Annotated in this window: 26 protein-coding genes, 2 tRNA genes and 1 pseudogene; 12 read left to right on the top strand and 17 right to left on the bottom strand. The window is 50.7% G+C overall.

Annotation, left to right across the window (positions count from 1 at the left end; translation table 11 throughout):
- Positions 1-7 precede the first annotated feature (7 nt).
- Both ACTBZS_RS03680 and ACTBZS_RS03675 read left to right on the top strand, forming a co-directional pair.
- Positions 8-226 (top strand): annotated as a pseudogene (locus ACTBZS_RS03680) (IS200/IS605 family accessory protein TnpB-related protein); the annotation flags it as partial.
- A 26-nt stretch (positions 227-252) separates the two neighbouring features.
- Entirely contained in the window at positions 253-885 is a 633-nt protein-coding gene (locus ACTBZS_RS03675; RefSeq protein ID WP_463043300.1) for a M48 family metallopeptidase, read from the top strand.
- Positions 886-968: 83 nt separating this feature from the next.
- Here the strand turns inward: ACTBZS_RS03675 and ACTBZS_RS03670 are convergent, their stop codons facing one another.
- From ACTBZS_RS03670 to ACTBZS_RS03635, 8 genes are all read right to left on the bottom strand, one after another.
- Positions 969-2,654, bottom strand: a complete 1,686-nt coding sequence (locus ACTBZS_RS03670) for a diguanylate cyclase (RefSeq protein ID WP_463043299.1) — start codon at positions 2,652-2,654, stop codon at positions 969-971.
- 222 nt (positions 2,655-2,876) lie between these two features.
- Positions 2,877-4,130 carry a UDP-N-acetylglucosamine 1-carboxyvinyltransferase gene (murA, locus tag ACTBZS_RS03665; RefSeq protein WP_460429307.1) on the bottom strand — a complete coding sequence of 418 codons (1,254 nt, stop codon included), beginning with the start codon at positions 4,128-4,130 and terminating at the stop codon, positions 2,877-2,879.
- 1 nt (position 4,131) lies between these two features.
- Positions 4,132-4,368, bottom strand: a complete 237-nt coding sequence (locus ACTBZS_RS03660) for a BolA family protein (RefSeq protein ID WP_022652650.1) — start codon at positions 4,366-4,368, stop codon at positions 4,132-4,134.
- Positions 4,369-4,400: 32 nt separating this feature from the next.
- Positions 4,401-5,156, bottom strand: a complete 756-nt coding sequence (locus tag ACTBZS_RS03655; RefSeq protein ID WP_022652649.1) for an ABC transporter permease — start codon at positions 5,154-5,156, stop codon at positions 4,401-4,403.
- Positions 5,156-6,064 carry an ABC transporter ATP-binding protein gene (locus ACTBZS_RS03650; protein ID WP_460429308.1) on the bottom strand — a complete coding sequence of 303 codons (909 nt, stop codon included), beginning with the start codon at positions 6,062-6,064 and terminating at the stop codon, positions 5,156-5,158. Before ACTBZS_RS03650 ends, ACTBZS_RS03655 begins: the two co-directional genes overlap by 1 nt.
- Before the next feature lie 107 nt (positions 6,065-6,171).
- Positions 6,172-6,636: a SixA phosphatase family protein gene (locus ACTBZS_RS03645; protein ID WP_460429309.1), complete on the bottom strand. Its 465-nt coding sequence runs from the start codon at positions 6,634-6,636 to the stop codon at positions 6,172-6,174.
- Between the two features lie 89 nt (positions 6,637-6,725).
- Positions 6,726-7,625 (bottom strand): cysteine synthase CysM, encoded by a 900-nt coding sequence (gene cysM, locus ACTBZS_RS03640; RefSeq protein WP_463043298.1) that lies wholly within the window; start codon positions 7,623-7,625, stop codon positions 6,726-6,728.
- Positions 7,626-7,776: 151 nt separating this feature from the next.
- Complete coding sequence (locus ACTBZS_RS03635) at positions 7,777-8,265, bottom strand: winged helix-turn-helix transcriptional regulator (RefSeq protein ID WP_022652644.1); 489 nt, start codon at positions 8,263-8,265, stop codon at positions 7,777-7,779.
- 172 nt (positions 8,266-8,437) lie between these two features.
- On the opposite strand from ACTBZS_RS03635, the gene ACTBZS_RS03630 reads away from it, so the two are divergent.
- On the top strand, positions 8,438-9,742 hold the full coding sequence (locus ACTBZS_RS03630; protein WP_463043297.1) for a D-amino acid dehydrogenase: 1,305 nt from the start codon (positions 8,438-8,440) through the stop codon (positions 9,740-9,742).
- Between the two features lie 24 nt (positions 9,743-9,766).
- On the top strand, positions 9,767-10,840 hold the full coding sequence (gene alr / locus ACTBZS_RS03625) for an alanine racemase (RefSeq protein ID WP_463043296.1): 1,074 nt from the start codon (positions 9,767-9,769) through the stop codon (positions 10,838-10,840).
- A gap of 85 nt (positions 10,841-10,925) precedes the next feature.
- Here the strand turns inward: alr and pth are convergent, their stop codons facing one another.
- The 7 genes from pth to ACTBZS_RS03590 form a co-directional block, all read right to left on the bottom strand.
- Positions 10,926-11,498: an aminoacyl-tRNA hydrolase gene (pth, locus tag ACTBZS_RS03620; RefSeq protein ID WP_460429313.1), complete on the bottom strand. Its 573-nt coding sequence runs from the start codon at positions 11,496-11,498 to the stop codon at positions 10,926-10,928.
- 78 nt (positions 11,499-11,576) lie between these two features.
- Positions 11,577-12,155 (bottom strand): 50S ribosomal protein L25/general stress protein Ctc, encoded by a 579-nt coding sequence (locus tag ACTBZS_RS03615; RefSeq protein ID WP_463043295.1) that lies wholly within the window; start codon positions 12,153-12,155, stop codon positions 11,577-11,579.
- A 76-nt stretch (positions 12,156-12,231) separates the two neighbouring features.
- Positions 12,232-13,185 (bottom strand): ribose-phosphate pyrophosphokinase, encoded by a 954-nt coding sequence (locus ACTBZS_RS03610; protein ID WP_460429315.1) that lies wholly within the window; start codon positions 13,183-13,185, stop codon positions 12,232-12,234.
- Between the two features lie 90 nt (positions 13,186-13,275).
- Positions 13,276-13,350 (bottom strand) — tRNA-Gln (locus ACTBZS_RS03605).
- Positions 13,351-13,357: 7 nt separating this feature from the next.
- Entirely contained in the window at positions 13,358-14,230 is an 873-nt protein-coding gene (gene ispE, locus ACTBZS_RS03600) for a 4-(cytidine 5'-diphospho)-2-C-methyl-D-erythritol kinase (protein ID WP_463043294.1), read from the bottom strand.
- Between the two features lie 8 nt (positions 14,231-14,238).
- On the bottom strand, positions 14,239-14,781 hold the full coding sequence (lolB, locus tag ACTBZS_RS03595; protein WP_463043293.1) for a lipoprotein insertase outer membrane protein LolB: 543 nt from the start codon (positions 14,779-14,781) through the stop codon (positions 14,239-14,241).
- A complete protein-coding gene (locus ACTBZS_RS03590) occupies positions 14,778-16,490 on the bottom strand; it encodes a tetratricopeptide repeat protein (RefSeq protein WP_463043292.1) in 1,713 nt (570 codons plus the stop codon). Before ACTBZS_RS03590 ends, lolB begins: the two co-directional genes overlap by 4 nt.
- 89 nt (positions 16,491-16,579) lie before the next feature.
- On the opposite strand from ACTBZS_RS03590, the gene mutM reads away from it, so the two are divergent.
- Entirely contained in the window at positions 16,580-17,392 is an 813-nt protein-coding gene (mutM, locus tag ACTBZS_RS03585; protein WP_460429319.1) for a bifunctional DNA-formamidopyrimidine glycosylase/DNA-(apurinic or apyrimidinic site) lyase, read from the top strand.
- Positions 17,393-17,410: 18 nt separating this feature from the next.
- Complete coding sequence (locus ACTBZS_RS03580) at positions 17,411-18,241, top strand: lysophospholipid acyltransferase family protein (RefSeq protein WP_463043291.1); 831 nt, start codon at positions 17,411-17,413, stop codon at positions 18,239-18,241.
- Here the strand turns inward: ACTBZS_RS03580 and ACTBZS_RS03575 are convergent.
- Positions 18,171-18,989: a symmetrical bis(5'-nucleosyl)-tetraphosphatase gene (locus ACTBZS_RS03575; RefSeq protein WP_460429321.1), complete on the bottom strand. Its 819-nt coding sequence runs from the start codon at positions 18,987-18,989 to the stop codon at positions 18,171-18,173. The genes ACTBZS_RS03580 and ACTBZS_RS03575 overlap by 71 nt on opposite strands.
- A gap of 98 nt (positions 18,990-19,087) precedes the next feature.
- Between ACTBZS_RS03575 and ACTBZS_RS03570 the strand changes: the two genes are divergently transcribed.
- Positions 19,088-21,085 (top strand): UvrD-helicase domain-containing protein, encoded by a 1,998-nt coding sequence (locus ACTBZS_RS03570; RefSeq protein WP_463043290.1) that lies wholly within the window; start codon positions 19,088-19,090, stop codon positions 21,083-21,085.
- A gap of 66 nt (positions 21,086-21,151) precedes the next feature.
- Here ACTBZS_RS03570 and ACTBZS_RS03565 read toward each other — a convergent pair whose 3' ends face one another.
- On the bottom strand, positions 21,152-21,907 hold the full coding sequence (locus tag ACTBZS_RS03565) for a c-type cytochrome (protein WP_463043289.1): 756 nt from the start codon (positions 21,905-21,907) through the stop codon (positions 21,152-21,154).
- A gap of 288 nt (positions 21,908-22,195) precedes the next feature.
- Here ACTBZS_RS03565 and tpiA point away from each other — a divergent pair, with 288 nt between their 5' ends.
- The 5 genes from tpiA to ACTBZS_RS03540 all read left to right on the top strand — a co-directional run bounded on the left by tpiA (position 22,196) and on the right by ACTBZS_RS03540 (position 24,306).
- Entirely contained in the window at positions 22,196-22,966 is a 771-nt protein-coding gene (gene tpiA / locus ACTBZS_RS03560; protein ID WP_463043288.1) for a triose-phosphate isomerase, read from the top strand.
- A 3-nt stretch (positions 22,967-22,969) separates the two neighbouring features.
- The gene (gene secG / locus ACTBZS_RS03555) at positions 22,970-23,308 is read left to right on the top strand and encodes a preprotein translocase subunit SecG (protein ID WP_022652629.1); all 339 of its coding nucleotides are present in this window, start codon (positions 22,970-22,972) and stop codon (positions 23,306-23,308) included.
- An 11-nt stretch (positions 23,309-23,319) separates the two neighbouring features.
- Positions 23,320-23,405, top strand: a tRNA-Leu gene (locus ACTBZS_RS03550).
- Positions 23,406-23,482: 77 nt separating this feature from the next.
- Entirely contained in the window at positions 23,483-23,839 is a 357-nt protein-coding gene (locus ACTBZS_RS03545; RefSeq protein WP_022652628.1) for an NADH-quinone oxidoreductase subunit A, read from the top strand.
- The gene (locus tag ACTBZS_RS03540; protein ID WP_022652627.1) at positions 23,830-24,306 is read left to right on the top strand and encodes a NuoB/complex I 20 kDa subunit family protein; all 477 of its coding nucleotides are present in this window, start codon (positions 23,830-23,832) and stop codon (positions 24,304-24,306) included. Before ACTBZS_RS03545 ends, ACTBZS_RS03540 begins: the two co-directional genes overlap by 10 nt.
- Positions 24,307-24,314 lie beyond the last annotated feature (8 nt).

Here is a 24,314-nt window from a genome sequence, read left to right as displayed (position 1 = left end):
GAAGCACATCAACCACGAAACGAGCAAGGCCATTGTTCAGGCGGCGATCCAAACCGGTGTCGCCAAGATTACGATGGAAGACCTGACGCACATTCGCTCCCGCATCAAGGCGGGCAAACGCATGCGTGGCCGCCTGCACCGCTGGGCGTGGCGGCAGTTGCAAACCTTCGTCGAATACAAGGCCAAGGCAGCAGGTATCGCGGTCGAGTACGTCAACCCGGCCTACACCAGCCAGACCTGCTCGTGTTGTGCATGCAGATCACTGTGGAGCGTGATGGTCAACTGCTGCTGGTCGCCCCACCGGATGTCAGCGAAGCATCCCTGTACCAATTTGTGTTGGAAAAGCGTTTCTGGATCTACTCACGGTTGGCGGAGAAGGACCGTTTGCTACAGGTGGCGCCAACCAAGATGTTTGTTGATGGTGAGGGTTTCCTCTATTTGGGGCGAAGCTATCGGCTCAAGCTAGTCGATAATCAGGATGTACCGCTCAAGCTCACCGCTGGGCGTTTTTGCCTGCTGCGCAGTGAGCTGCCACAGGCCCGTGAACATTTCATCCGCTGGTACAGTGCTCATGGTAAGACGTGGTTGACACAACGAATGGCTAATTTCCGCAACCGGATGGCGGTCAATCCTCGTGGTGTCAAGGTGCAGGACCTTGGTTATCGCTGGGGTTCTTGTGGTAAGGGTGATTGGCTTTACTTCCATTGGAAAACAATCCTGCTACCTGCTCAAATCGTGGAGTACGTTGTGGTGCATGAAATGGCCCATCTATATGAGCCTCACCACACGCCTGAATTTTGGCTTCGCGTTGAGCGTGTGATGCCTGACTATATGCGACGACGAATTTGGCTGGCCGAACATGGTGTGACCGTTGAGTGTCTCTGACATCCTTCCCGTCCTAAATGACGTGGGCGGCCTCTCATGGCCGCCCCTACGGTGACGATATGCTGTGCAGGTGGTTCGGTGGCTTAGTCGTTAAACAAAGTCGCAATGCGGACTTGGTTACGGCCACCATGTTTGGCGCGATAGAGTGCGCGGTCGGCTTGGCGGATGATTTGGGTGGCATCGGTGGCGGCGGTGAGATCGGCAATGCCACAACTGAACGTCACATGAAACGCTTGTTGCTCTGCAGTCTGTTCCAACTGCGAAAAATCCTCACGCAGCGCATCCATCACTTTCGCTGCTTGTTCTGCATCAGCACCCGTCAACAACACCCCAAACTCCTCGCCCCCAAAGCGACCACAGACATCGGTACAACGCAAGCGACGCTCTAAAAAACGGCTTAACAAGCGCAACACGCGGTCACCGGCAGGATGGCCATAGGTGTCATTCACATGCTTAAAGTGATCGATGTCGATCATCGCCAAGCTTAACGGCTGTTGTAGACGGCGGGCGCGGGTGATTTCAATATTGATTTGCTCTTTAAAGCGCGTGTGATTGAGCAAGCCGGTGAGACCGTCACGCACAATATGTTGCCGAATGTGTTGGTGGCGCAAGGTGCGCGTGCGAACAGTGGAAATTAAAAAACTTGGGTCAACCGGTTTGCTGATGAAGTCATCACCTCCCAAACGCATGGCCTCTAGCTTAGCGGCAACATCGGTTTCTGCCGATAAATACACAATCGGTACACTGATAAATGCCTCTTGTTGCCGAATAATCTGTGCCAGTTCCGTGCCGCTGCAATAGGGCATATACATATCAATGAGCAGCAAATCGGGCTCGAATTCTTCTAAATTCTCCAATACCGTCATCGCATCTAATACTACCCGTACCTCAAACCCACCTTGCCGCAAAACCGAGGCATAAAAGCGGGCCATGTGTTCCTGATCTTCAACAATCATCACCCGCAACGGCGGTAAATCGGTTAAACGAGTCAGACGATCCACCGCATCAATCAACACCCCAACATCCACCGGCTTATTAAAAAAAGCACTGCCCCCTGCACGCAAAGCGGCAAGACGAGCATTGATATGGTTGTGGTTACACAGAAAAATAATCGGGGTTTCATCATCTGCCGCATGAGGCAGCCCAAGATTATTCAGATAGGCCTGATAGGAAATGGGTTCGCGGTCGTCGGTGTCGATCAGAATGGCGCGTGGCTTGTGGAAGATAAAATGCTCACAGTTATTCTGCTGTTGGCCGTGGGCAATACTCTCTACTTGGTAGCCGAGATAGCCAAATTGACTGCTTAAGTCGCGCCCACCGTGTGAGTTCTCTTCGATTAACAATAGAGCACGTTCAGGATTGCCATGCTCTGGTGTTAATAAAAAGGCGGTTGAGCGTTCATTGACTGGGCTGGGGGCGGGCTTGTGCACGGTGGCTTGTCGCAATACCTGTAGTGCATCAAAAGCAGGTTTCCATGCCGCTGATGTGTTTTGAACCAAACCTTGGTCTAACGCTAAACGCTCACACAGATATTGCTCAATCAAGCGTGCCCCACGCATTACCTCAGGAAAACCAAAGGTTTGTGCCGATGAAGCCAAAGAATGGGCCAGCTGTTTAGGAAGCTGTAGATCGTGGACTTGCCCACTGCGGCGAGCTTCTTCGAGCGTCACACCGAGAGCATCGATTTTGCTATTTAAATCTCGCACGTAGAGATTACGCAGTGCATGCAGCTTGACATCAAAGTTATCCGAATGGGAAGAGTCGCTCATGGGGAAGATTCCATGCGAAGAATAAAGGCCTGTTGCTGTTATCTGCGATTTTTTGATTTATGTCAAGTTTAATGGAAACGTCAAGAAACAACAAAAAAACGGCATGACTTCTTAATGAATGCTGGAAGCTACGGTGTGTCTACTATTTTTTGTATTTTTTATGGTAAATATAAAAACCGGAGCGTGGCTCCGGTTTCTCGATGAATCAGCTATTTGTCTTATTTAACGATTCAGCCGTTCAACTTTAGCGCCAACTGCACCAAGTTTCTGCTCAATATGTTCATAGCCACGATCAAGGTGATAGATGCGATCGACGATGGTTTCGCCTTCTGCCACCAACCCCGCAATCACCAAACTGGCCGAAGCGCGTAAATCGGTTGCCATCACGGTGGCACCTGACAGTTTTTCCACGCCACGCACAATCGCCGTGTTGCCTTGTACCTCGATATTTGCGCCCATCCGCGCCAGCTCGGAAACGTGCATAAAGCGGTTTTCGAAAATGGTTTCGGTAATGATGCCAGCGCCTTCAGCAATGGCATTCATAGCCATAAACTGTGCCTGCATATCCGTTGGGAAGGCGGGATAAGGCAAGGTGCGGACATCCACAGCTTTCGGACGGCGTTTCATGTCTAATGAAATCCAATCGTCGCCGGCTTCCACCACACAACCGGCTTCTACCAGCTTATCTAATACCACATCCATATCGCGTGCCCGCGCTTGGCGCAGCACAATATGGCCTTGAGTCATGGCGCCAGCAACAAGGAAAGTCCCCGCTTCAATCCGGTCAGGCATGATGGCATGTTCTGCACCATGTAAACGCTCAACCCCCTCAATTACCAACCGATCAGAGCCAATCCCAGAAATTTTTGCGCCCATTTTGACCAAACATTCGGCTAAGTCCGATACTTCTGGTTCGCGGGCAGCGTTTTCTAACACCGTGGTACCGTCGGCCAACACGGCTGCCATCAATAAATTTTCTGTCCCTGTGACGGTGACCATATCCATCACAATACGAGCGCCCTTGAGCTTGCCTTTGGCTTTGACATAGCCATGCTCAATGGCGATTTCTGCGCCCATCGCCGCGAGGCCTTTGATATGTTGATCGACAGGTCGTGAACCAATCGCACATCCGCCGGGGAGCGAAACCGAGGCTTCACCAAAACGAGCGAGGGTCGGGCCCAACACCAAAATAGAAGCGCGCATGGTTTTGACCAAATCATACGGCGCACAGGTGTCGTGGATATTGGCCGAGCACAACTCAAATTCATGCACATTGTCGGTCATCACCCGTGCGCCCATGCCTTGCAACAACTTTTGGGTGGTTCGCACATCGCGCAGCTGTGGCACATTGGTGAGGCGCAGGGTGTCGGCGGTTAAGAGGCTAGCGCATAAAATAGGCAGGGCAGCATTTTTTGCCCCTGATACTTTAATCTCGCCTTGTAGTGGCCCGTTGCCAGTGATTTTCAGTTGTTCCATATCAACGGGCTGCCCATTGTTCAGGAGAGAAAGTTTTCATCGACAGGGCGTGAATCTCTTCCCGCATCCGCTCACCCAACGCGGCATAGACCAATTGATGTTGTTGAATCCGGCTTTTACCGCTAAAGGCAGCTGCAACAATCACAGCTTCAAAATGAGCGCCATCACCGCTGACCTCGAGATGGTCGCAGGCGAGGCCGGCAGCGATGTAATCGCGAACTTGTTCTGGAGTCACCATAGATTGGACTTCCTTTAAAAATAGGTGGTCGGTTAGTGTCTGAGTTTATAGCCAGATTTCAGTAAGTGCAGTGTCAACCACGACAGCACCACGAAACACAGCGATACCACAGTGAAACTTTGCCAAGGGTCGGTATCCCCTACGCCAAAAAAGCCATAGCGGAAACCATCAATCATATAAAACACAGGGTTGAGGTGGGACACGGTATACCAAAATGGCGGCAGGGTATGCACCGAATAAAACACCCCAGATAAGAAAGTCAGCGGCATGATGAGGAAGTTTTGAAACGCAGCCAGTTGGTCGAATTTCTCGGCCCAAATCCCTGCCACAATCCCTAAGACGCCCAAAATACCCGAGCCCAACACCGCAAAGGTCAATACCCACAGTGGATGCTCTACCGGCGGCAAGGCCATCCAACCGGTGGCCAGCAACACCCCTGCCCCCACCACAACCCCACGCACGATGGCTGCTAATAAATAGGCAGCAAAAAACTCACGATGTGACAGCGGTGGCAACAGAATAAAAACAATATTACCGGTGATTTTTGATTGAATCAGGCTGGATGAACTGTTAGCGAAGGCATTTTGTACCATCGACATCATCACCAAACCCGGAATCAGAAAGGCGGTATAACTCACCCCAGCATAGACTTCGACATGGCGGGACAGTGCATGAGAAAACACCAACAGATAGAGCAGGGCGGTTAATACTGGCGCTGCCACCGTTTGAAAACCCACGCGCCAAAAGCGCAAAATTTCTTTTTTAAATAGCGTTTGAAAACCGTACATCACTGCATTTCCTTGTGCATCATGCTGACAAATACGTGTTCGAGGTCGGTTTCTCGCAAGCGCATATCACGCAAAATAAGCCCCTGCTGGCGCAAGGTTTGCAACAGGGGTTCGAGTGCTTGAATCGAAGGCAATTTCAACACCACGCCACCCTCTTCTTCGCGGACTTTCCATGCTTGATATGGCTCTGGCAAGGTTCCTGCGGGTTCGGTCTTAATCCACAACTCGCGTCCAGCATCGCGGCCCAAAAGGGTTGCTTTATCTTCGAGGGCAATGATTTGCCCTGCTTTTAACATGGCGATGCGTGAACACAGCATCTCTGCTTCTTCTAAATAGTGTGTGGTCAATACAATGGTGTGGCCAGCGTGATTGAGCTCTTGCACAAACGTCCACAAACTTTGCCGTAATTCAACATCCACCCCTGCCGTTGGTTCATCCAACACAATGACTGGTGGTTTATGAACGAGGGCTTGTGCCACCATCACGCGGCGTTTCATGCCGCCGGAGAGGGCTCGCATATTGCTGTCGGCTTTATTACTCAGTCCCAGCTTGTGCAAAATTTCGTCAATCCAAGCATCGTTGTGCCGTAAACCAAAATAACCGGATTGAAAACGCAGGGTTTCGCGCACGGTGAGAAAAGGGTCGAACACCAATTCCTGTGGTACCACGCCCAACGCGGCGCGGGCGGCGCGATAGTCACTGACCACATCGTGCCCCATCACGCGCAGCGCGCCTTGATCGGGACGTGACAAACCGGCCAAACAAGAAATCAATGTGGTTTTGCCGGCACCATTTGGCCCCAATAGGGCAAAAAATTCACCTTGTTGAACAGTAAAACTGACTTGGTTTAGTGCCGTGAACTGACCGAACCGTTTACTGACGCCCTGTACTTCAATGGCTGCACTCATATCTCGCTCTTTAATCGTTGCCCATGCGCGGCAAAAAAGTTGACCAGTATAACGCACACCGCCCAGCACTTAGGCTGGGCGGCGCGGGTTTTTGCTAGATGGGGGGGTTAACGGCGTGGTTCAAGCAGTCCAGCAGACATCACGCCTTTTAATACCGTTTGTGCTGAGCCATGCCGCACACGGTGTTGTAACCACCATACGGCATCTTTTTTCACCGGCCACATTTGTGCTTCACCACACAACAATTGTGCTACGACTTGCCCAATATAAGGTTGATGCCCGACTAACAGCACTGGTCGTTCCGATTCTGGCCACCCAATCGCAGAGAGCACCGCTTCTGGTGTGGCATCAGGGTTAATCGCTGGCAAAATTTCATAGCTTTTTGAGAGTAAAGCGGCGGTTTGTTGTGAACGCTTGGCTTGACTGACCAAAATGCGGCAATTTTCTGGTAGCCGAGGTCGTAACCATGCGGCCATTTGTCCTGCTTGTTGCTGTCCTCGGCGGGTTAACACCCGAGCCAAATCATTTGAACCTTCTTCTGCCTCTGCATGCCGCCATAAAATCAGCTCCATTCAGTGCCTCCCTTGTTATTTGTCAAATCATTAAGCCTAGCAATAGTACATGACCGCAATAAGTCGATCTTCAAGCACTGGCCACAACTTTAATCTGGAAACAAACCGGTCGACAAATAGCGATCACCTCGGTCGCACACGATGGACACAATCACTGCATTGCGCACCTCATGTGCCAAACGCAGGGCAACACACAACGCACCACCGGATGATGGGCCTGCAAGGATGCCTTCTTCACGGGTAAGACGACGCGCCATCTCTTCTGCCTCCGCTTGGCTGACATACGCCATGTGATCAATGCGCGAGTAATCGCAGATTTTGGGTAGATATTCATCTTCCCACTTGCGAATGCCGGGGATTTGGCTACCGGGTTCGGGTTGCACCCCTACAATTTGAATGGCTGGGTTTTGTTGCTTGAGATAGGTGCTAGTACCCATGATGGTGCCGGTGGTGCCCATGCTAGAAACAAAGTGGGTTACCGTACCGGCAGTGTCGCGCCAAATTTCTGGGCCGGTACCCTCGATATGGGCTAAAGGGTTATCGGGGTTAGCGAATTGGTCGAGAATCACCCCTTTGCCCGCATCGCGTAATCGCCGCGCTTCATCAATCGCCCCTGGCATTGACAATGCTGCGGGGGTTAACACCACTTCTGCCCCATAGGCTTTCATGGTTAAAACACGTTCACGACTGGAGTTTTCCGGCATCACCAATACCATACGGTAACCCATCATGGCCGCCGCCATTGCTAAGGCAATGCCAGTATTGCCGGAGGTGGGTTCAATCAGTGTATCACCAGGGCGAATATCACCCCGCGCTTCAGCATGGTGAATCATCGAGAGCGCCGGTCTATCTTTGACCGAACCAGCCGGATTATTCCCTTCTAGCTTCACCAATACGACATTACTTGGGTCGCCAGTCAGTCGTTTTAATTTTACTAAGGGAGTATTGCCAACAAAGTCTTCAAGCACAGGGAACATCGGACGCGACATAATCAACTCTATTCAAAAACAAGTAACAGATAGTGTACCTGAGCCTTGCTGTGGGCTGGCGGCGAGAAGGTTATTTGTTTATGCCGTTTTTAATGTGGCCGAATCACTTTTTGTTATCAATCTTGGTCATCTGGGAGGTATTTTCATTAAATCAAAGGCATATCGGTAGCTCTAGAGTCTCTTTCACTTCTTCCATCACGATATAACTGCGAGACTCTTCTGCTTGTGGCAGTTTCAATAAAATATCGCCAAGCAACTCACGATACTGTGACATATCTGGAATCCGTGCTTTTATCAGATAGTCAAAATCCCCACTAACCAAGTGACAATCCAAAATCTGCGGCAGCTTTAACACTTCGCGACGGAAGGCTTCAAAAATGTCGCCCGACTTCGAGGCCAGTTTAATCTCAACAAAGACCAACAACGGTAAACCCAACGCCTTGGGATTGACCCGAGCGCTATAGCCCTCGATTACCCCCTCTCGTTCCAAGCGCCGCACCCTTTCGGTGCATGGTGTGGTGGAAAGCCCAACCTGTTCGGCCAATTCCGTCATTGAAATTCGGCCCTGTTGTTGTAATACCTTAAGGATACGGCGGTCGAGTTTATCGAGCTCTTTAAAACTATGGTGCTTGGTTCTCATGTTTTTTCTAAAAATCCAAAAAAATTGCTTAGAAGTGTGATGCAGCTAATAAATAAATGGTGAAAATCACTGCTTTATCCTTCTTATACTACTGCAAATCACTACTGGGCGATAGGGCGTAAAAATCACGCTGGCTTGGTAGATGTCCCCTTTTTGTGCAGGAGTCAGAATCATGAAAGTGCTAGTGCTCGGTGGTGGTGTGGTAGGGATTTCAAGTGCTTATTACTTGGCCAAAGCCGGCTGTGACGTGACGGTGATTGAACGTCAACCCGGCCCCGCTTTGGAAACCAGTTTTGCCAACGCAGGACAAATTTCCCCCGGCTATTCAGCACCGTGGGCGGCACCCGGCATTCCATTAAAAGCGATGAAGTGGTTATTTCAACGCCATGCACCTCTCGCGATTCGTCCTGATGGCTCTTTAGGCCAACTGAAATGGATGTGGCAAATGTTGATGAACTGCAATGCCAAATCCTATGCGGTCAACAAAGGCCGCATGATGCGGTTGGCAGAATATAGCCGTGATTGTATTAAGGCTTTGCGTGCCGAAACAGGTATTGCCTACGAAGGTCGGCAATTAGGTACCTTGCAAGTGTTCCGCACCCAAGCCCAGCTTGATGCCATGCAAAAAGATATCGCTGTCTTGCAAGAATGCGGTGTGCCGTTTCGCGTGGTGAAACAGCAAGAAATTCCGATGATTGAACCAGCGTTAGCGCGGGTCAACGACAAGTTATTAGGCGCTTTGCAACTGCCAAATGATGAAACCGGCGATTGCCAATTGTTTACCACTGAGCTGGCGAAATTAGCAGAAAAACTCGGGGTGAAATTCCGCTGGAACACCTCAGTAAAACGTATGTTGAGTGATGGTAAGAAAATTCGGGGTGCCGAATTGGCCTCGGGTGAGGTGTTTGAGGCCGATCATTATGTGGTGGCGTTCGGTAGCTATTCGACCGATTTCTTGAAGTCTTTGGGCATTAATATCCCTGTTTATCCATTAAAGGGGTATTCCTTAACTTTGCCTGTTACCGATAGCAGTGCAGCGCCGGTTTCTACCGTGATGGATGAGACCTATAAAATTGCGATTACTCGTTTTGACCAACGTATTCGTGTTGGTGGCATGGCAGAAATTGCTGGCTTCGATCTGAGCTTGAATCCACGCCGTCGTGAAACCTTAGAAATGGTGGTGACCGATCTCTTCCCTGAAGGTGGTGATGTGTCGCAATCGGTTTTCTGGACAGGTTTGCGGCCAATGACACCCGATGGCACACCGATTATTGGTGCCACACCACTGGCTAATTTGTCGTTAAATACCGGTCATGGCACGCTGGGATGGACGATGTCGGCAGGCTCTGGTCGTGTGTTGGCTGATTTGGTGACGGGGCGCCGTCCTGATATTCAGATTGAAGGGTTATCGATGGCACGTTATGGTCAACACGGTGCCGCCGGCATGGGCAAGCAACCACAGACTGCTTTATCCTAAGCATTTTTTGAAGGTCAATCGATCATGGCACGTCCTTTAGTTGCCCATATCAATTTATCGGCCTTGCGCCATAACTACCGTTTGGCTCGCCAACTGCATGGTGGGCGGGCCTTGGCGGTGGTGAAAGCCAATGCTTATGGTCATGGTGCGGTGCCGTGTGCACAAGCTTTATCCGCTGAGGCTGATGGCTTTGCGGTGGCTTGTATAGAAGAAGCACTACAACTGCGTCAGGCCGGCATCACGGCCCCGATTCTATTATTAGAAGGCATTTTTAGTGCTGATGAATTGCCATTGGTGGTTGCCCATGATTTATGGTTGGTGGTGCATCACGAACTGCAATATCAATGGTTAGCTGCTTATCACACCGACTATCGTTTTACGGTGTGGTTGAAAATGAACTCTGGTATGAATCGGGTTGGCTTTTTTCCTGCGGATTACGCCGAAAAATACCATCAGCTGACCGCCTTGCCGCAAGTAAAAAAAGTGGTGTTAATGACCCACTTTGCTCGTGCTGATGAACCTGATTCTTCGGCCAGTGCCGAACAGTTGGCACGGTTTCATCATATTTGCGCAGAATTACCCGCCGAACGCAGTGCATGTAATTCTGCGGCAGTATTGGGTGTTCCTGCTGCACATGGTGATTGGGCACGTCCCGGCATTATGTTGTACGGCAGCAATCCATTTGAACAGGCATTGGAAACTACTGCAGCGTTACAGCCGGTGATGTCATTGCGTAGTGAAGTGATTGCAGTGCGTGAGTTGCCAGCGGGTGAGCCGATTGGCTATGGCGCTCGTTTTGTCACAGAGGCGCCAACCCGTGTTGGTGTCGTCGCTTGTGGTTATGCCGACGGTTATCCTCGCGTGGTGCCGACAGGGACGCCGGTTTGGGTGGCAGGACAACGTGGCCGCATTATCGGTCGCGTGTCGATGGATATGTTGACGATTGATCTGACTGCCGTGCCGCAAGCTCAAGTTGGCAGTGCCGTTGAGCTGTGGGGTGAACAGATCAATATCAATGAAATTGCTGCCGCTGCAGGGACCATTTCTTATGAGCTGTTGTGTAATGTGAAGCGTGCGCGTTTTGTGTGGCAAGCGTAAGGTGGTATGGCTTTTGCTTGATTGTTGTTGAGACTTCTCCTCGTTTTTTCTCCATTGCTGCCCGTACTTCGGTACGGGCATTTTTTTAGTTTTGGCGGTGTAATTGCTGCATGGCCTGATTCATCTGGCCTTTGAGAGCTTGGGGTAAGACATCTAAGGCTTGGCCAATCGCAATATCAATCAGCGTTTGTTCTTCTTGCCGTGGCGGTTTAAGAACCCACTGCACGACCAGTTTACGGTCACCCGGATGGCCAATGCCCAACCGCAAACGCCAAAATGCCGCACTATCAAGCGCGGCTTGAATATCTTTCAGCCCGTTGTGTCCTCCATGCCCCCCGCCTTGTTTGAAGCGGGCAACACCAGGGGCTAAATCCAGCTCATCATGAATGACCAAAACGGCTTCCGGTGGGATTTTATAAAACTGGCAAGCCGCTGCCACCGCCCGTCCGGACGCATTCATATAGGTTTGTGGGAATAACAGATGATAGCCACCTGCTTTCGCGTATAAGCTGAAAAACTTGGCTTCAGTGCGTAAGGCTGTGCCGTGTTGTTGGGCAAATTTTTCTAATAGCCATACCCCCGCGTTGTGGCGGGTTGCGGCATATTCGGCACCCGGGTTGCCTAAGCCGACAATCAGTTGAATTTCTGAGTTTGACATCTTGATTCACTCGTAGCCACAGTGAAAAGAAAAACGGCCTGTCGTGATGACAGGCCGTTAGCAAAACAGGTGCTGAAATTAGCTAGCAGCGCGTTTGCCTGCGGAAGCTTGAGCCACCACACCATCATGGCCGCGCAACACTTCAACCAATTCCACGCCTTCTGGCAGTTTCAATTCGGACAAGTGAATCGACTGACCACCTTTGAGCTCAGACAAGTCAACCTCGATAAAGGCTGGCAAGTTGCCTGGCAATGCGCGGATGGTCACTTCGTTTTGCACGTGAGAGATCACCGATGCGTTCAGTTTCACCGCTGGGGAGTTTTCTGCGCCAACGAAGTGCAGGCTCACTTTAGCTGAGATAGGGGCATTGACGTCAACACGTTGGAAGTCAACGTGCAACACTTGTGGTTTGAATGGGTGCATTTGCGCATCACGCAACAACACTGGCTCTGTTTGGCCGTCGATCACCAAGTTCAACACTGCGCCGTGGAAAGCTTCGTCTTTCAGTGCGTAGAAAATGGTGTTGTGATCGAGAGTGATCGACACAGCGTCTTTAACGCCGTAGACCACTGCAGGCAATTTACCGGCACGACGCAGGCGGCGGCTCGCACCCGTTCCCTGTTCGGTACGTGCTTGGGCGATGATTTCGATAGTCATGAGTTAAGCTCCAAAAAAGCAGTCTGCCGCGACCAGCAGACAGTAAAAACCCGCTGCACAGGCAGCGGGTGAAAAATCATTCCATAAAGAGGTAGCTGACCGATTCTTCGTTATTGATGCGGCGCAGCGTTTCCCCCATCAGACCGGCGATAGTGACCACACGGATTTTTGGACAGGCACGGGCTTCTGCTGACAAAGGAATGGTGTCAGTCACAACCACTTCGTCCATCGCCGAATGTGCAATACGATCAACCGCCTGACCTGAGAACACAGGGTGTGTGGCATACGCGACAACACGGGCTGCCCCTTTTTCTTTCAGGGCATTAGCGGCTTTGCAGAGCGTGTTGGCCGTATCGATCATATCATCGACGATTAAACAGGTGCGGCCTTCCACATCACCGATGATGTTCATCACTTCTGCCACATTGGCTTTAGGACGACGCTTATCAATGATGGCCAAATCCGCGTTCAGTGGTTTGGCGGTTGCGCGTGCACGCAGCACCCCACCAATATCTGGGCTGACCACAGTGAGGTTTTGGAAGTTTTGCGCTTGGATATCGCGCAGTAACACCGGTGTGGCGTAGACGTTATCCACTGGGATATCGAAGAAGCCTTGAATTTGGTCTGCGTGTAAGTCCACGGTCAGCACACGGTTCACCCCTGCTGATGTCAACATATTTGCAACCAGTTTGGCCGAAATAGGAACACGAGCAGAACGTGGGCGACGATCTTGACGGGCATAGCCAAAATAAGGAATGGCAGCGGTAATCCGACCGGCGGACGCGCGACGCAGCGCATCAACCATCGTCAGAATTTCCATCAGATTGTCGTTTGTCGGGGCACAGGTGGACTGCAGTACGAAAACGTCGCGTCCGCGCACGTTTTCCAGCAATTCAATGGCGACTTCACCATCGCTGAAACGCCCGACATCGGCGCGTCCCAAAGAAATATCGAGGTGTTTCACCACACTTTGAGCGAGTTCCGGATTGGCGGTTCCGGTGAAGACCATTAAGCTATCGTAAGCAGCCATGTCGCAATCCCGCGCAAATAAAAAGCGTGTAAGTGAAAAATCATCTTACACGCGCTTAATTTGCTTTTGATTTTAAACATTAAGAGAAACTGGCTGGGGAGGTAGGGATCGAACCTACGAATGCCGGAATCAAAATCCGGTGCCTTACCACTTGGCGACTCCCCAGTAACTTTTACCTTGACAGACTGTAGAACGGATGTTCTTTCAACCCCTCGGCGATAAAGCCTTGGTATTCATCTGCCAAAGAACAGTAAACCTGTTCTGCTTCCTTTTGAGATTCACACTCTAGGAAAACACAAGCGCCCGATCCGGTCATCATTGCGTCTCCGTAGTGAGATATGCTGTCGTAACAGTTTTTAACCTCAGGAAACATCTCAAAAACAACGTTTTGCAGAGTGTTCTGTCGTTGCGTTGTTTCGAGAGCACGCATTATGCTCTTAGGCGAATTACGTGTCAACCCCTCTGATGCAAAAATTTTTGCAGTGGCGACTTCAACACCCGGATGTAACACCACATACCATGCCGACGGCACCGCGCAAGTGGTTAATTCTTCACCAATTCCGCTAGCAAAAGCCGCTTCACCAAAGATAAAAACAGGGACATCCGCACCCAATTTTACCGCGATATTTTGTAAGGCTTCCCGCGATAGTCCCAATTCCCACAGCTGATTGAGCGCCATTAAAGTCGTGGCAGCATCAGAACTGCCACCGCCTAGCCCTCCCCCCATCGGCAGTCGTTTATCGACTCGGATGCGCACGCCTGCTTGGCAGGCTGTCGCCTGTTGTAAGGTGCGTGCCGCACGGACAGTCAGGTCATGTTCAGGTGCGACATTCGGTAAAGGGGTTTCTAATACAATTTGGCCGCTGTTATCCGGTGCCAGCCAGATGGTGTCACCGTAATCAATAAAACGAAACACAGTTTCTAATAAGTGATAGCCATCGGCACGCCGTCCAACGATTTTGAGCATCAAATTTAATTTGGCCGGTGCCGGAAATCCATAAAAAGCGGGATCAGCAGGGGGCGTTTGTAACCAAGGGAAAGCCATAGTTGTCGTTAATTCCAACGGTGGATAGCAAAACGAATATCGAGTTGTGGGTGTTGTAGGATGACGCGCTGCGGGTGTGTGCTGCCTTGTGGTTCGCTTTCGATTAACCAGCCTTGTTGGCGAAAACCACTGGCGGTGGCTTGATAATCGGTGTTGGGTGCGGGTTGGCCGTGAATCCAAAAGCGCAGATTGTCCAGCGGTAATCCCCAACCCAATGTTTGTTGAGTCAGTGCTTCAGCGGAGGTGGCCTCATATATCCGCTCCCCTTGTTGTAAACGAACACCGCTTTGATCCGCGGATAAGCGGGCAACGGTTTGGCCCAGTGGTGACAAGATATCCAGTTGATCGTTGCCACTGTGATGTTGCCAATCGAAGTTGCCATAGTGCCCTTTGTTTTCCAGCTTGACACCAATCCGCCCTGCGAGCGAAAACTGGTTCGGCAGGACGAATTGTTGCTGTGTTTGATGTGGGACAGGGGGCTGTAATTGGCTACAAGCACTTAAACTGGATACCACAACGATAGCCAGCCAAACCTGACGTGATCGCATCATGGTTTCAGTCGCCGTAACGTGTCTTGCAACACTTTATGTTCTGGGTCGCGCTGTTTGGCCTCTTCCCAAATTTGCCGCGCAGCATCGCGTTGCCCTAAACGCCACAACACCTCGCCGAGGTGGGCGGCAATTTCAGCATCTTTCATTTGCTCGTAAGCTTGTTCGAGATAGGACAGCGCGTCTTTTAATTTACCTTGGCGGAACAATACCCAACCCATGCTATCGAGAATCATCGGATTGGTTGGTTGTTGTTGCAGGGCTGCTTCGATTAAACGGCGGGCTTCTGCAAGCCGTTGCCCTCGATTGGCCAAGGTGTAGCCCAAGGCATTCATGCCTTGCGCGTCGTTGGGTTTCATCCGTAGAAAGCGGCGGAGGTCACGTTCTGCATCGTGGCTGCGGTTCAGTCTGTCGGCTAACAGGGCTCGTTCGTAATACAAGGTTGCTGCCGCAGGGAACTGTTTAATGCCTCGGCTGAGGAGTTGGTAGGCTTTGGCATTGGCGCCTGCTTCGCGTGCAAGTTGTGATTGCAATAACAGCAGCTCAATCGGATCGGCAACATCGTTTTCCAATCCTTCGATGCGGGTGAGCGCGGCTTCTAACTTGCCTTCTTTGACTTCAATCGCTGCCAATCGTGCTTGTGCTTGATTGTAATGGCGTCCTTTACCAATCGCTTGATACCACGTTTTGGCTTCTTCGAGCTGTTTACGCTCTTCTGCTAATTGGCCTAGTGTGAGTCGGACAAAAGGTGCATCGACATAGCCAGCTTCAAGCGCTGCCCGTAAATGTTGATCCGCTTCATCATATTGTTTGAGCTGGAAAGCCAGAATACCCAGCGCATAACGGGCATCAGGATGATGTGGGAACTGTTTTAAAACTGCGGCAAATCCTTCGCGTGCTGCTTCGTATTGCCGTAAGCCGACTAATAAGCGTGGGCGAGCCAGTTGTAATTCGGCACCAGCATGGGGTCGCCGTTTGAGTTCTTTTTCTAAAAAAGCCAGCGCAAGGTCGGGGCTTTGTTTGCGTACGGCATCAAGTCGCCATAACACTGGCAAATCCCAGCGCGGTGCTAAATCGGCAAGGGTGTCGAGACTGCGTTCAACAGAAGCATCCTCTTTCAAGGTTGCTGCTGCAACAGCTTGCGCGAAATGGGCTTCGGGCAACCGAGGGAAAATTTGACTTAAGCGTTCAATCGCTGCCGCCGCCGCTTGTGGATCTGCCTGACGGGGTAATAACGGGGTGACATGCATAAAGAGACTGGCTGCGCGGCTGATGTCCGCACCTTGCAGTTGTGTTGCCATGCGCTGTTCTGCTTCAGCAATGCGACCTTCGCGCCACAACACCATGACTCGCTGTTGTTTGGCCAACACGGAGTCTGGCATTTGTTGTTCCCACAAAGCCAGTGCTTCATCTGCCACATTAAGATTGCCACTACTCAATGCCAATTCAGCTGCGCGTCTTGCCAAGCGGGGGTCGGCCGTTTCTTTTGCCAACTCCAGATAGGCAGGGGCGGCAGCCAGTGCACCACCACGCTGCACCGCCAATTCACTTACCAAAATGCCGTAGAGTAAACCTGCGCTGAGTTCACGATTGGGGGCTGCGCTTTCTTCTGGGCGTTGAGTGGGCGTGACTTTGATTGGCGTTGGCGTCGTGTTAGCACAGGCGCTGAGCAAAAGGGCTGAGAGAAGTGCGGTAGTGGCGATAACATTCATGTTGGGAAGATTCAATCTGAAGAGGGCCAAATCAGCCGATAGTTTCGCTTAGAATACCACGTCCCAGCCTGAATAAAGCGGATTGTGCCATGCCGGAATTACCAGAAGTCGAAACCGTTAAACGGGGGCTTGCCCCCCACCTTGAACAACATACTGTGCACAATGTGGTGGTGAGACAACCACGGCTGCGATGGCCTATTGATCCACAATTGCCACAGAAACTGTCGGGGTTAACCTTACAGCACATCACGCGGCGTGCTAAATATCTGTTGTTCGATTTTGGTCATGGCGTGTTACTGATTCATCTGGGGATGTCGGGCAGTTTACGTTTGGTGGATCCTGAGACACCCGTGGCAAAGCATGATCATGTCGATTTTGATTTTGGCGATCAGCTATTGCGTTACCATGATCCACGTCGTTTTGGTGCCATTGTATGGCAACCAGGGCCAGCAGAAGTTCATCCCTTGTTGCAACAGCTTGGGCCCGAACCCCTCTCCCCAGATTTTACTGCCGAGGCGTTGCAAAATGCCCTGTCCTCACGTCGTAGCGCGATTAAACTGTGTTTGATGGATAACCATGTGGTTGTTGGTGTGGGCAATATTTATGCAAATGAAGCCTTGTTTTTAGCGGGTATTCATCCCCAACGTCCTGCTAACACTTTAACTTTGGCCGAATGTCGTCACCTCATCACAACGGTGCAACACGTATTGCAACGCGCCATTGCCGCTGGTGGGAGTACCTTGCGTGATTTTGTGGATGCAGTTGGAAAACCGGGGTATTTCCAACAAAACTATACCGTGTATGGACGTACCGGTTTGCCTTGTCACCATTGTCACGCCCCGATAGAAATGGTGCGTCTAGGACAACGCGGTACATTCTTTTGCCCAATGTGTCAGCACTGATTGGTGAGAACAAAGACGATGAGCGCAACCCTGACTGCTTTACCTCAAGTGGGTTTTCCCGTACGGGTACACCGTTGGTTAAAACTATTGGCCCATCTGGGCCGTGGCTTGGCCACGGTCAGTTTTCGTTTTCCGGCATGGGATATGGCACAGCGAGCTGCTGTCAGTCAGCAATGGTCTGCCCAACTGTTGACCATTATGGGGATTGAAGTGAAGTTGCTTGGCCAGCCGCCGGGCTTATATCCAGCAAATACGTTTCTGATTGCCAACCATGTTTCGTGGCTGGATATTTTTGCGCTCAATAGTGTGACGGTATCGCGCTTTGTTGCCAAAAGAGAAATTCGACAATGGCCGGTGATTGGTATGTTGGTGGCGCGGGCAGGGACTTTATTTATTGATCGGTCTAATCGCCGTGACGCTTTGCGAGTGAACGAAATTTTGGCTTCCTCACTGCGTGAAGGCGATTGTATGGCGGTGTTTCCCGAGGGAACTACCTCAGATGGTACGTCGGTATTGCCGTTTAAGGCTTCGCTGTTTGACTCGGCTGTTCAAGCAGGCAGCACAGTGCAACCTGTTGGGCTACGTTATTGCCGTCGTGATGGCACTGTGGTGCCCGAAGCTGCCTATGTCGGTGAGGTGACTTTTTTACAGTCGGTGCGGCAGATGATTGCCTCAGAAGGCTTATGTATCGAGATTCGCTTTAGTGAGCCGATTTGTGGTGTGGGTCACACCCGCTTTACGCTGGCACAAAGCGCAGAGCGGGCGGTGCGCCGTGCGCTTAACCTATCTTGCGAAATGCCTGACACGGCAGTTGGAATACCTGACGGTCGGCAAGACGCAGGGCGGTAAGGCTGCCACCCCATAAACAACCGGTATCGATGGCTAAGATGCTGTCACTCAGGTGAAGCCCCAAGGCCGACCAATGACCACAGATGACGGGGGTATCTGCCCACCGTCGCTGTGGGGCTTCAAACCACGGTATGAGATGCGCTGGGGCATCGGGTAATTCGCCTTTGAAACTGAGGTCGAGTTCACCGTCACGGGTCAATAAGCGCATCCGGGTCATCACATTCACAATCATCCGCAAGCGGTCGATGCCTCGTAAATCATCACTCCAGCGAGTGGGTTTATTGCCATACAGGCGGGACAGAAACTGGCGATAGTTTGGGCCGCTTAACTCATTTTCGACTTCTTCTGCTAGCCGTAGTGCCTTATTGATACTCCACTCGGGTAACAGCCCAGCATGCACTAAGGCATAGCCTTCGCCAGCTAACATCAACGGCTGCATCCGCAGCCAATCAAGCAATAATTTGCCATCGGCAGCATTCAAAATATCCCACAGTGTGTCGCCACTGCTGAGTTTGCCGAAACCTTCGGCGACAGCTAACAGGTGTAAGTCGTGGTTGCCCAACACCAAGCTAATGCTGTCTTGATGCTTAAATGCCCAGCGTAAAACGTGAATGGAATCGGGGCCACGGTTGACTAAATCACCGACTAGCCACAGGTGATCGCGTGAGGGGGAAAAGTCGATGGTGCGCAATAAATCCATCAACGGGGTATAACAGCCTTGGATGTCTCCAATTGCATACGTTGCCATAGTATTGACTCTATTCGGTTACGATTAGCGAGAAACGTCATCTTACCGTCTGTGGATTGATAGAATGCCAAGCTTTTCTGAATAAATTGTTTCTTTCCATGCTTAATCCACAACAGCGTGCCGCGATTCGCCACCTTGACGGGCCGCTTTTGGTTCTTGCCGGTGCGGGCAGTGGCAAAACACGGGTCATTACGCAAAAAATTGCTTATTTGGTACAAGAGGCCGGTATCAGCGCACAGCATATTGCTGCCATCACTTTTACCAATAAAGCAGCCCGTGAAATGCTAGAGCGGGTGGGGAAATTGCTAGAGCCTGCACAACTGCGCGGCCTCACCGTCTCGACTTTCCACTCGCTTGGTTTGCACATCATGCGACAAGAAGCGCGGTTATTAGGCTATAAACCGCAGTTTTCCATTTTAGATGCGGCTGATGCCGCTAAAATTTTGGCTGATCGTTTGGCCTCGACCGATAAAGCTGAGATTCGCCGTCTGCAAAGCCAAATCTCTCGTTGGAAAAATGATCTTATCTCACCCGACGCGGCCCTATTGTTGGCACAGGATGAATTTAGCCGCGTAGCGGCCAAACTGTATCTTGATTACCAAGACACATTATTTGCCTATCAAGCGGTTGATTTTGATGATCTGATCCGCCTCCCCGTCCATGTATTACAACAACACCCCGAAGCCTTGGCGCGTTGGCAAGCCAAACTTCGTTATCTGCTAGTCGATGAGTATCAAGATACCAATAGCTGTCAATATCTTTTGTTAAGGCTATTGGCCGGAGAGCGCGCCATGTTCACCGCTGTCGGGGACGACGATCAGTCTATTTACGGCTGGCGCGGTGCCAACATGGAAAATCTCAGCTTGTTGCAACAAGATTTTCCCCGTTTGCGGGTGATTAAATTAGAACAAAACTATCGCTCCACAGCACGGATTCTGCGCGCGGCTAACAGTGTGATCGCCAACAACCCAAAGTTATTCCAAAAAAGCTTATGGAGTGAGTTCGGGTTAGGTGATCCGATTACCGTGGTGTCGTGTAAGGATGATGAACACGAGGCAGAAAGTGTTGCACAGCGTTTACTGGCGCATAAGTTCGAACATCGAACGACGTTTGCAGATTATGCGGTGTTGTACCGTGGTAACCACCAAGCACGTTTAATTGAACAAGCTTTCCGCCAACATCGCATTCCCTACTTGATTTCAGGTGGGCAATCGTTTTTTGAACGCAGCGAAATCAAAGATGTTTTGGCCTATCTACGACTGTTAGCCAATGAAGATGACGATCCTGCTTTTATCCGCGCCATCACCACGCCTAAACGCGGTGTGGGTAATACCAGTTTGGCCAAATTGGGTGAACATGCGGCACAACGCCATGTTTCCTTATTTGCCGCTGCCTGTGAGTTAGGCTTTCAACAAACTTTGGCTGCCGCACAACAGCAGGCGTTGGAGACCTTTTGCCAATTTATTAACCGGATGCAATACCGTGTGCAACGAGAACCCGCTGGCGCATTGTTGCAAGAGTTGTTATTGACCATTGGGTTTGAGACATGGTTATTCGATAGTGAAGAAACGCGTACTGCGGAAACCAAGTGGAAAAATGTCCAAGAGTTTGTGACGTGGATCGGTAAAAAAGGGGAAGAAGATGGCAAAAATCTGGTTGAGTTGGCTCAAACGATTGCGTTGATGACCTTGTTAGAAGGACGAGAAAAAGACAAGCAGCAAGAGGCGGTTCAACTGTCAACGCTGCATGCTGCCAAAGGATTGGAATACCCACATGTGTTCTTGATCGGCTGCGAAGAGGGGATTTTGCCGCACAATGAATCGATTGATCAGGGCACTGTCGAGGAGGAACGCCGCTTAATGTATGTCGGTATTACCCGTGCCCAGCGAAGTTTAACGCTAATGCACTGCTTAAAACGACGGCGTGGTGGCGAGTGGCTGTTCTGTGAGCCTTCGCGTTTTATTGCTGAAATTGACAGTGAAGACTTGCGCTGTGTTGGTCAAAAAAGTGATAAACCTGCCGTGGTAAGCCGCAGCGAGGGACAAGCCCGTTTAGCCAATTTGCGTGCCATGTTGGCAAACAAAAATAAGCCCTAGCGTGTGCTGGTGGCAATAAAAAACGGCCCTGTGAGAACAAGGCCGTTTTTTGTCTCAAGCAAATGCTTACTTCGATGCATTCACCATGTACTCCACCGCTGCGCGGAATTCTTCGTCACTGCCCGAATAGCCGCCTTTAGCTGGCATTGCATTCAAACCTTTGATACCAGAAGCCACCAAGGCATCTAAGCCTTTCGATACACGGGGTGCCCAAGCGGCTTTGTCACCAAACTTAGGTGCACCTGCTGCGCCTGTGTCATGGCAAGCCATACAAACCGAAGCGTAAATTTCTTTACCTTTGACATTAGGATCGATAGCCGCTGCTGCGCCACCGCCTTCTGCACCTGCAACCGCAGGTTCAGTAAATTTTGCCCCAGCTGCATTGCCCATGTAGGCCACTGCACGAGCAACTTCTTCATTGGTCAGATCGGTTGCACCGCCTTTAGCTGGCATGCCACGAATCCCTTCGATTGCATGTTTGACTAAGGTGTCGTAACCCTGTGCCAAACGCGCACTCCATGCGCCGGTGTCAGCAAATTTTGGTGCACCTGCCAAACCGTCATTGTGACAGGAGGCACAAATCGCTTTGTAAACCCCTTCACCAGTCCGACTGCCCGGTGCACCACCTTCGCTGGCTTTTGATTCGCCAACCGGTTTAATGCGCGAAGCGATTGCCTCTTTCGACATCACACTAGCGTCAATAGAAAAACCGCTGGTGGCCAGTTTTGCTAACAACCAGACCCCCGCTACCAGAATCACGATTGCGCCTAGGATGATGGTGATCGCACCACCAGACGGCACCGCTTTATTTTCGCTACCCATTTAGCTGCCTCGCCAGTAAGTAATGACAATTAAAATTCAGCGCGGATTATACGGAAAGCCCCTTGCTAAGCAAAGTTTGAAACAGCTTTGTTTTGTGTTTATGCAAGAAAAGCCGTGCGCGTTGGAAAATTGCGCCTATTTTGTTGGCAGATTTTAGCCATCATTTGCTGACTTCGGTTTTCCGCTAAATCCTGTAAACATCGGATGTTAGCGCGAAATCGACAACAACAGCTGTGCAACATCAAGGCCACAGGTATAATCCGCGCTCTTTTTTTGGAAAGGGTCGCTATGTCCTCCCCTTTTTCTGCGGGTAAGTTGGTGATTGCTAACTGGAAAATGCATGGCAGCGTAACGCAAGTGCGCGCTGCTTTGTCAGTGCTATCCCAAGATTCGGCCTGCAATCAGTCTCATATTATGATTGCCTTGCCTACGCCTTATCTTTTGTTGGCAAACGAGTGGCAACAACAGCAGCAAGCTGGCTGGCAGATTGCTGCACAAGATGTCAGTTCCTTTGCTGAAGACGGGGCTTTTACAGGGGAAGTGTCGGCGCGGATGTTGGCGGATGTGGGCTGTCGTGCCGTCTTGGTCGGGCATTCTGAGCGCCGCCAATATTTCGCTGAAGGCCAACAGGTGTTATCAAAAAAATTGAAAGCACTGGCGCAACACCATTTATTACCGATCTTGTGTGTGGGTGAATCATTTGCACAACGTGAGGCCGGGTTGGCTTGGCAAACGGTTGAGCAACAGCTGGATGAAGTGATGCCACTATTAAAAGAACTGCCACAGGTGGTGGTGGCGTATGAACCCGTGTGGGCGATTGGGACAGGAAAAGTCGCTAGCTTGGCCGACGTGGAAGAAATGCATACACAGCTGCAAAAAAAGCTGCTGCATTCTTTGCCGGCTTGTGCTACTATGCGCGTCCTTTACGGGGGGAGCGTTAAAGCTGACAATGCAGAAGCCATCTTGGCTTTACCTCAGGTCGATGGTGTATTAGTTGGTGGCGCATCTCTAGATCTTGGCCAGTTTAAAAAGATTTGCCAAGCGTCGGAAAAAAGATAAAATATGGAAATCATCAAAACACTGATTTGGATTCTTAATATTGTTTCTGCTATCGCAGTGATCGTGCTGGTGCTAATGCAGCATGGTAAAGGCGCAGACGCAGGAGCAGCTTTCGGATCTGGGGCAGGTTCGGCTGGTAGTCTCTTTGGGTCTTCTGGTTCCGCAAACTTCTTAAGTCGTATGACAGCGCTGTGTGCAGTTGTGTTTTTCTCCAGCTGTCTCGGTTTGGTGATGATGTCCAACCAATCTACTCAAGCACTGGGCGTGATGTCCAATGTGCCGCCAGTAGAATCCGGTACAGGCTCTGTTCCTGCACCAAAAACTGGGGTCATCCCAGACTGATGTTCTGAAACGCCGACATGGTGGAATTGGTAGACACGCTATCTTGAGGGGGTAGTGGCCGTAGGCTGTGTGAGTTCGAGTCTCACTGTCGGCACCATTTACAGAAACAAGTTTTTAGCTTGTTTTTCAAACAAAAAGAGGCGTTTGCCTCTTTTTTTTGGGGTGAAACGGGAAATGCTATCGAATTATTTTCCGATCCTTCTTTTTGTGATCGTTGGCCTGTTAGTTGGTGTGGTTCCGATTCTGTTAGGGCGACTTATTTCTCCCAATCGGCCAGATCCCGAAAAACTTTCTCCATATGAGTGTGGTTTTGAGGCATTTGAAGATGCACGTATGAAGTTCGACGTGCGCTACTACCTCGTCGCCATCTTGTTTATCCTGTTTGACCTCGAAATTGCTTTCCTTTTCCCGTGGGCAGTCGTTCTGAAAGAAATCGGTATGTTCGGTTTCGGCGCCATGGTTGTGTTTCTTGCAATTCTCGTGGTCGGCTTTGTCTATGAGTGGAAAAAGGGAGCGCTGGAATGGGAATAGAAGGCGTTTTGGAAAAGGGCTTTGTCACCACAACGGCGGATAAAGTCATTAACTGGACCCGTACCGGTTCTCTGTGGCCAATGACTTTTGGCTTGGCCTGTTGTGCGGTGGAAATGATGCAAGCAGGTGCTTCGCGTTATGACCTCGACCGCTTCGGTATTGTGTTTCGCCCCAGTCCGCGTCAATCTGACTTGATGATTGTTGCGGGTACGCTGTGTAATAAGATGGCTCCTGCGCTGCGTAAGGTGTATGACCAGATGGCTGAGCCACGCTGGGTCATTTCTATGGGTTCCTGTGCGAATGGTGGCGGTTACTATCACTACTCTTACTCGGTAGTGCGTGGCTGTGATCGTGTAGTGCCTGTCGATGTCTACGTGCCTGGCTGTCCTCCAACAGCAGAAGCGCTGTTGTATGGCATTATTCAGCTGCAGAACAAGATTAAACGAACCTATACCATTGCCCGTTGAGGACTGAG

It is taken from the genome of Aquaspirillum sp. (assembly GCF_055136605.1).
This window is presented reverse-complemented; position numbering and strand designations above follow the sequence as displayed.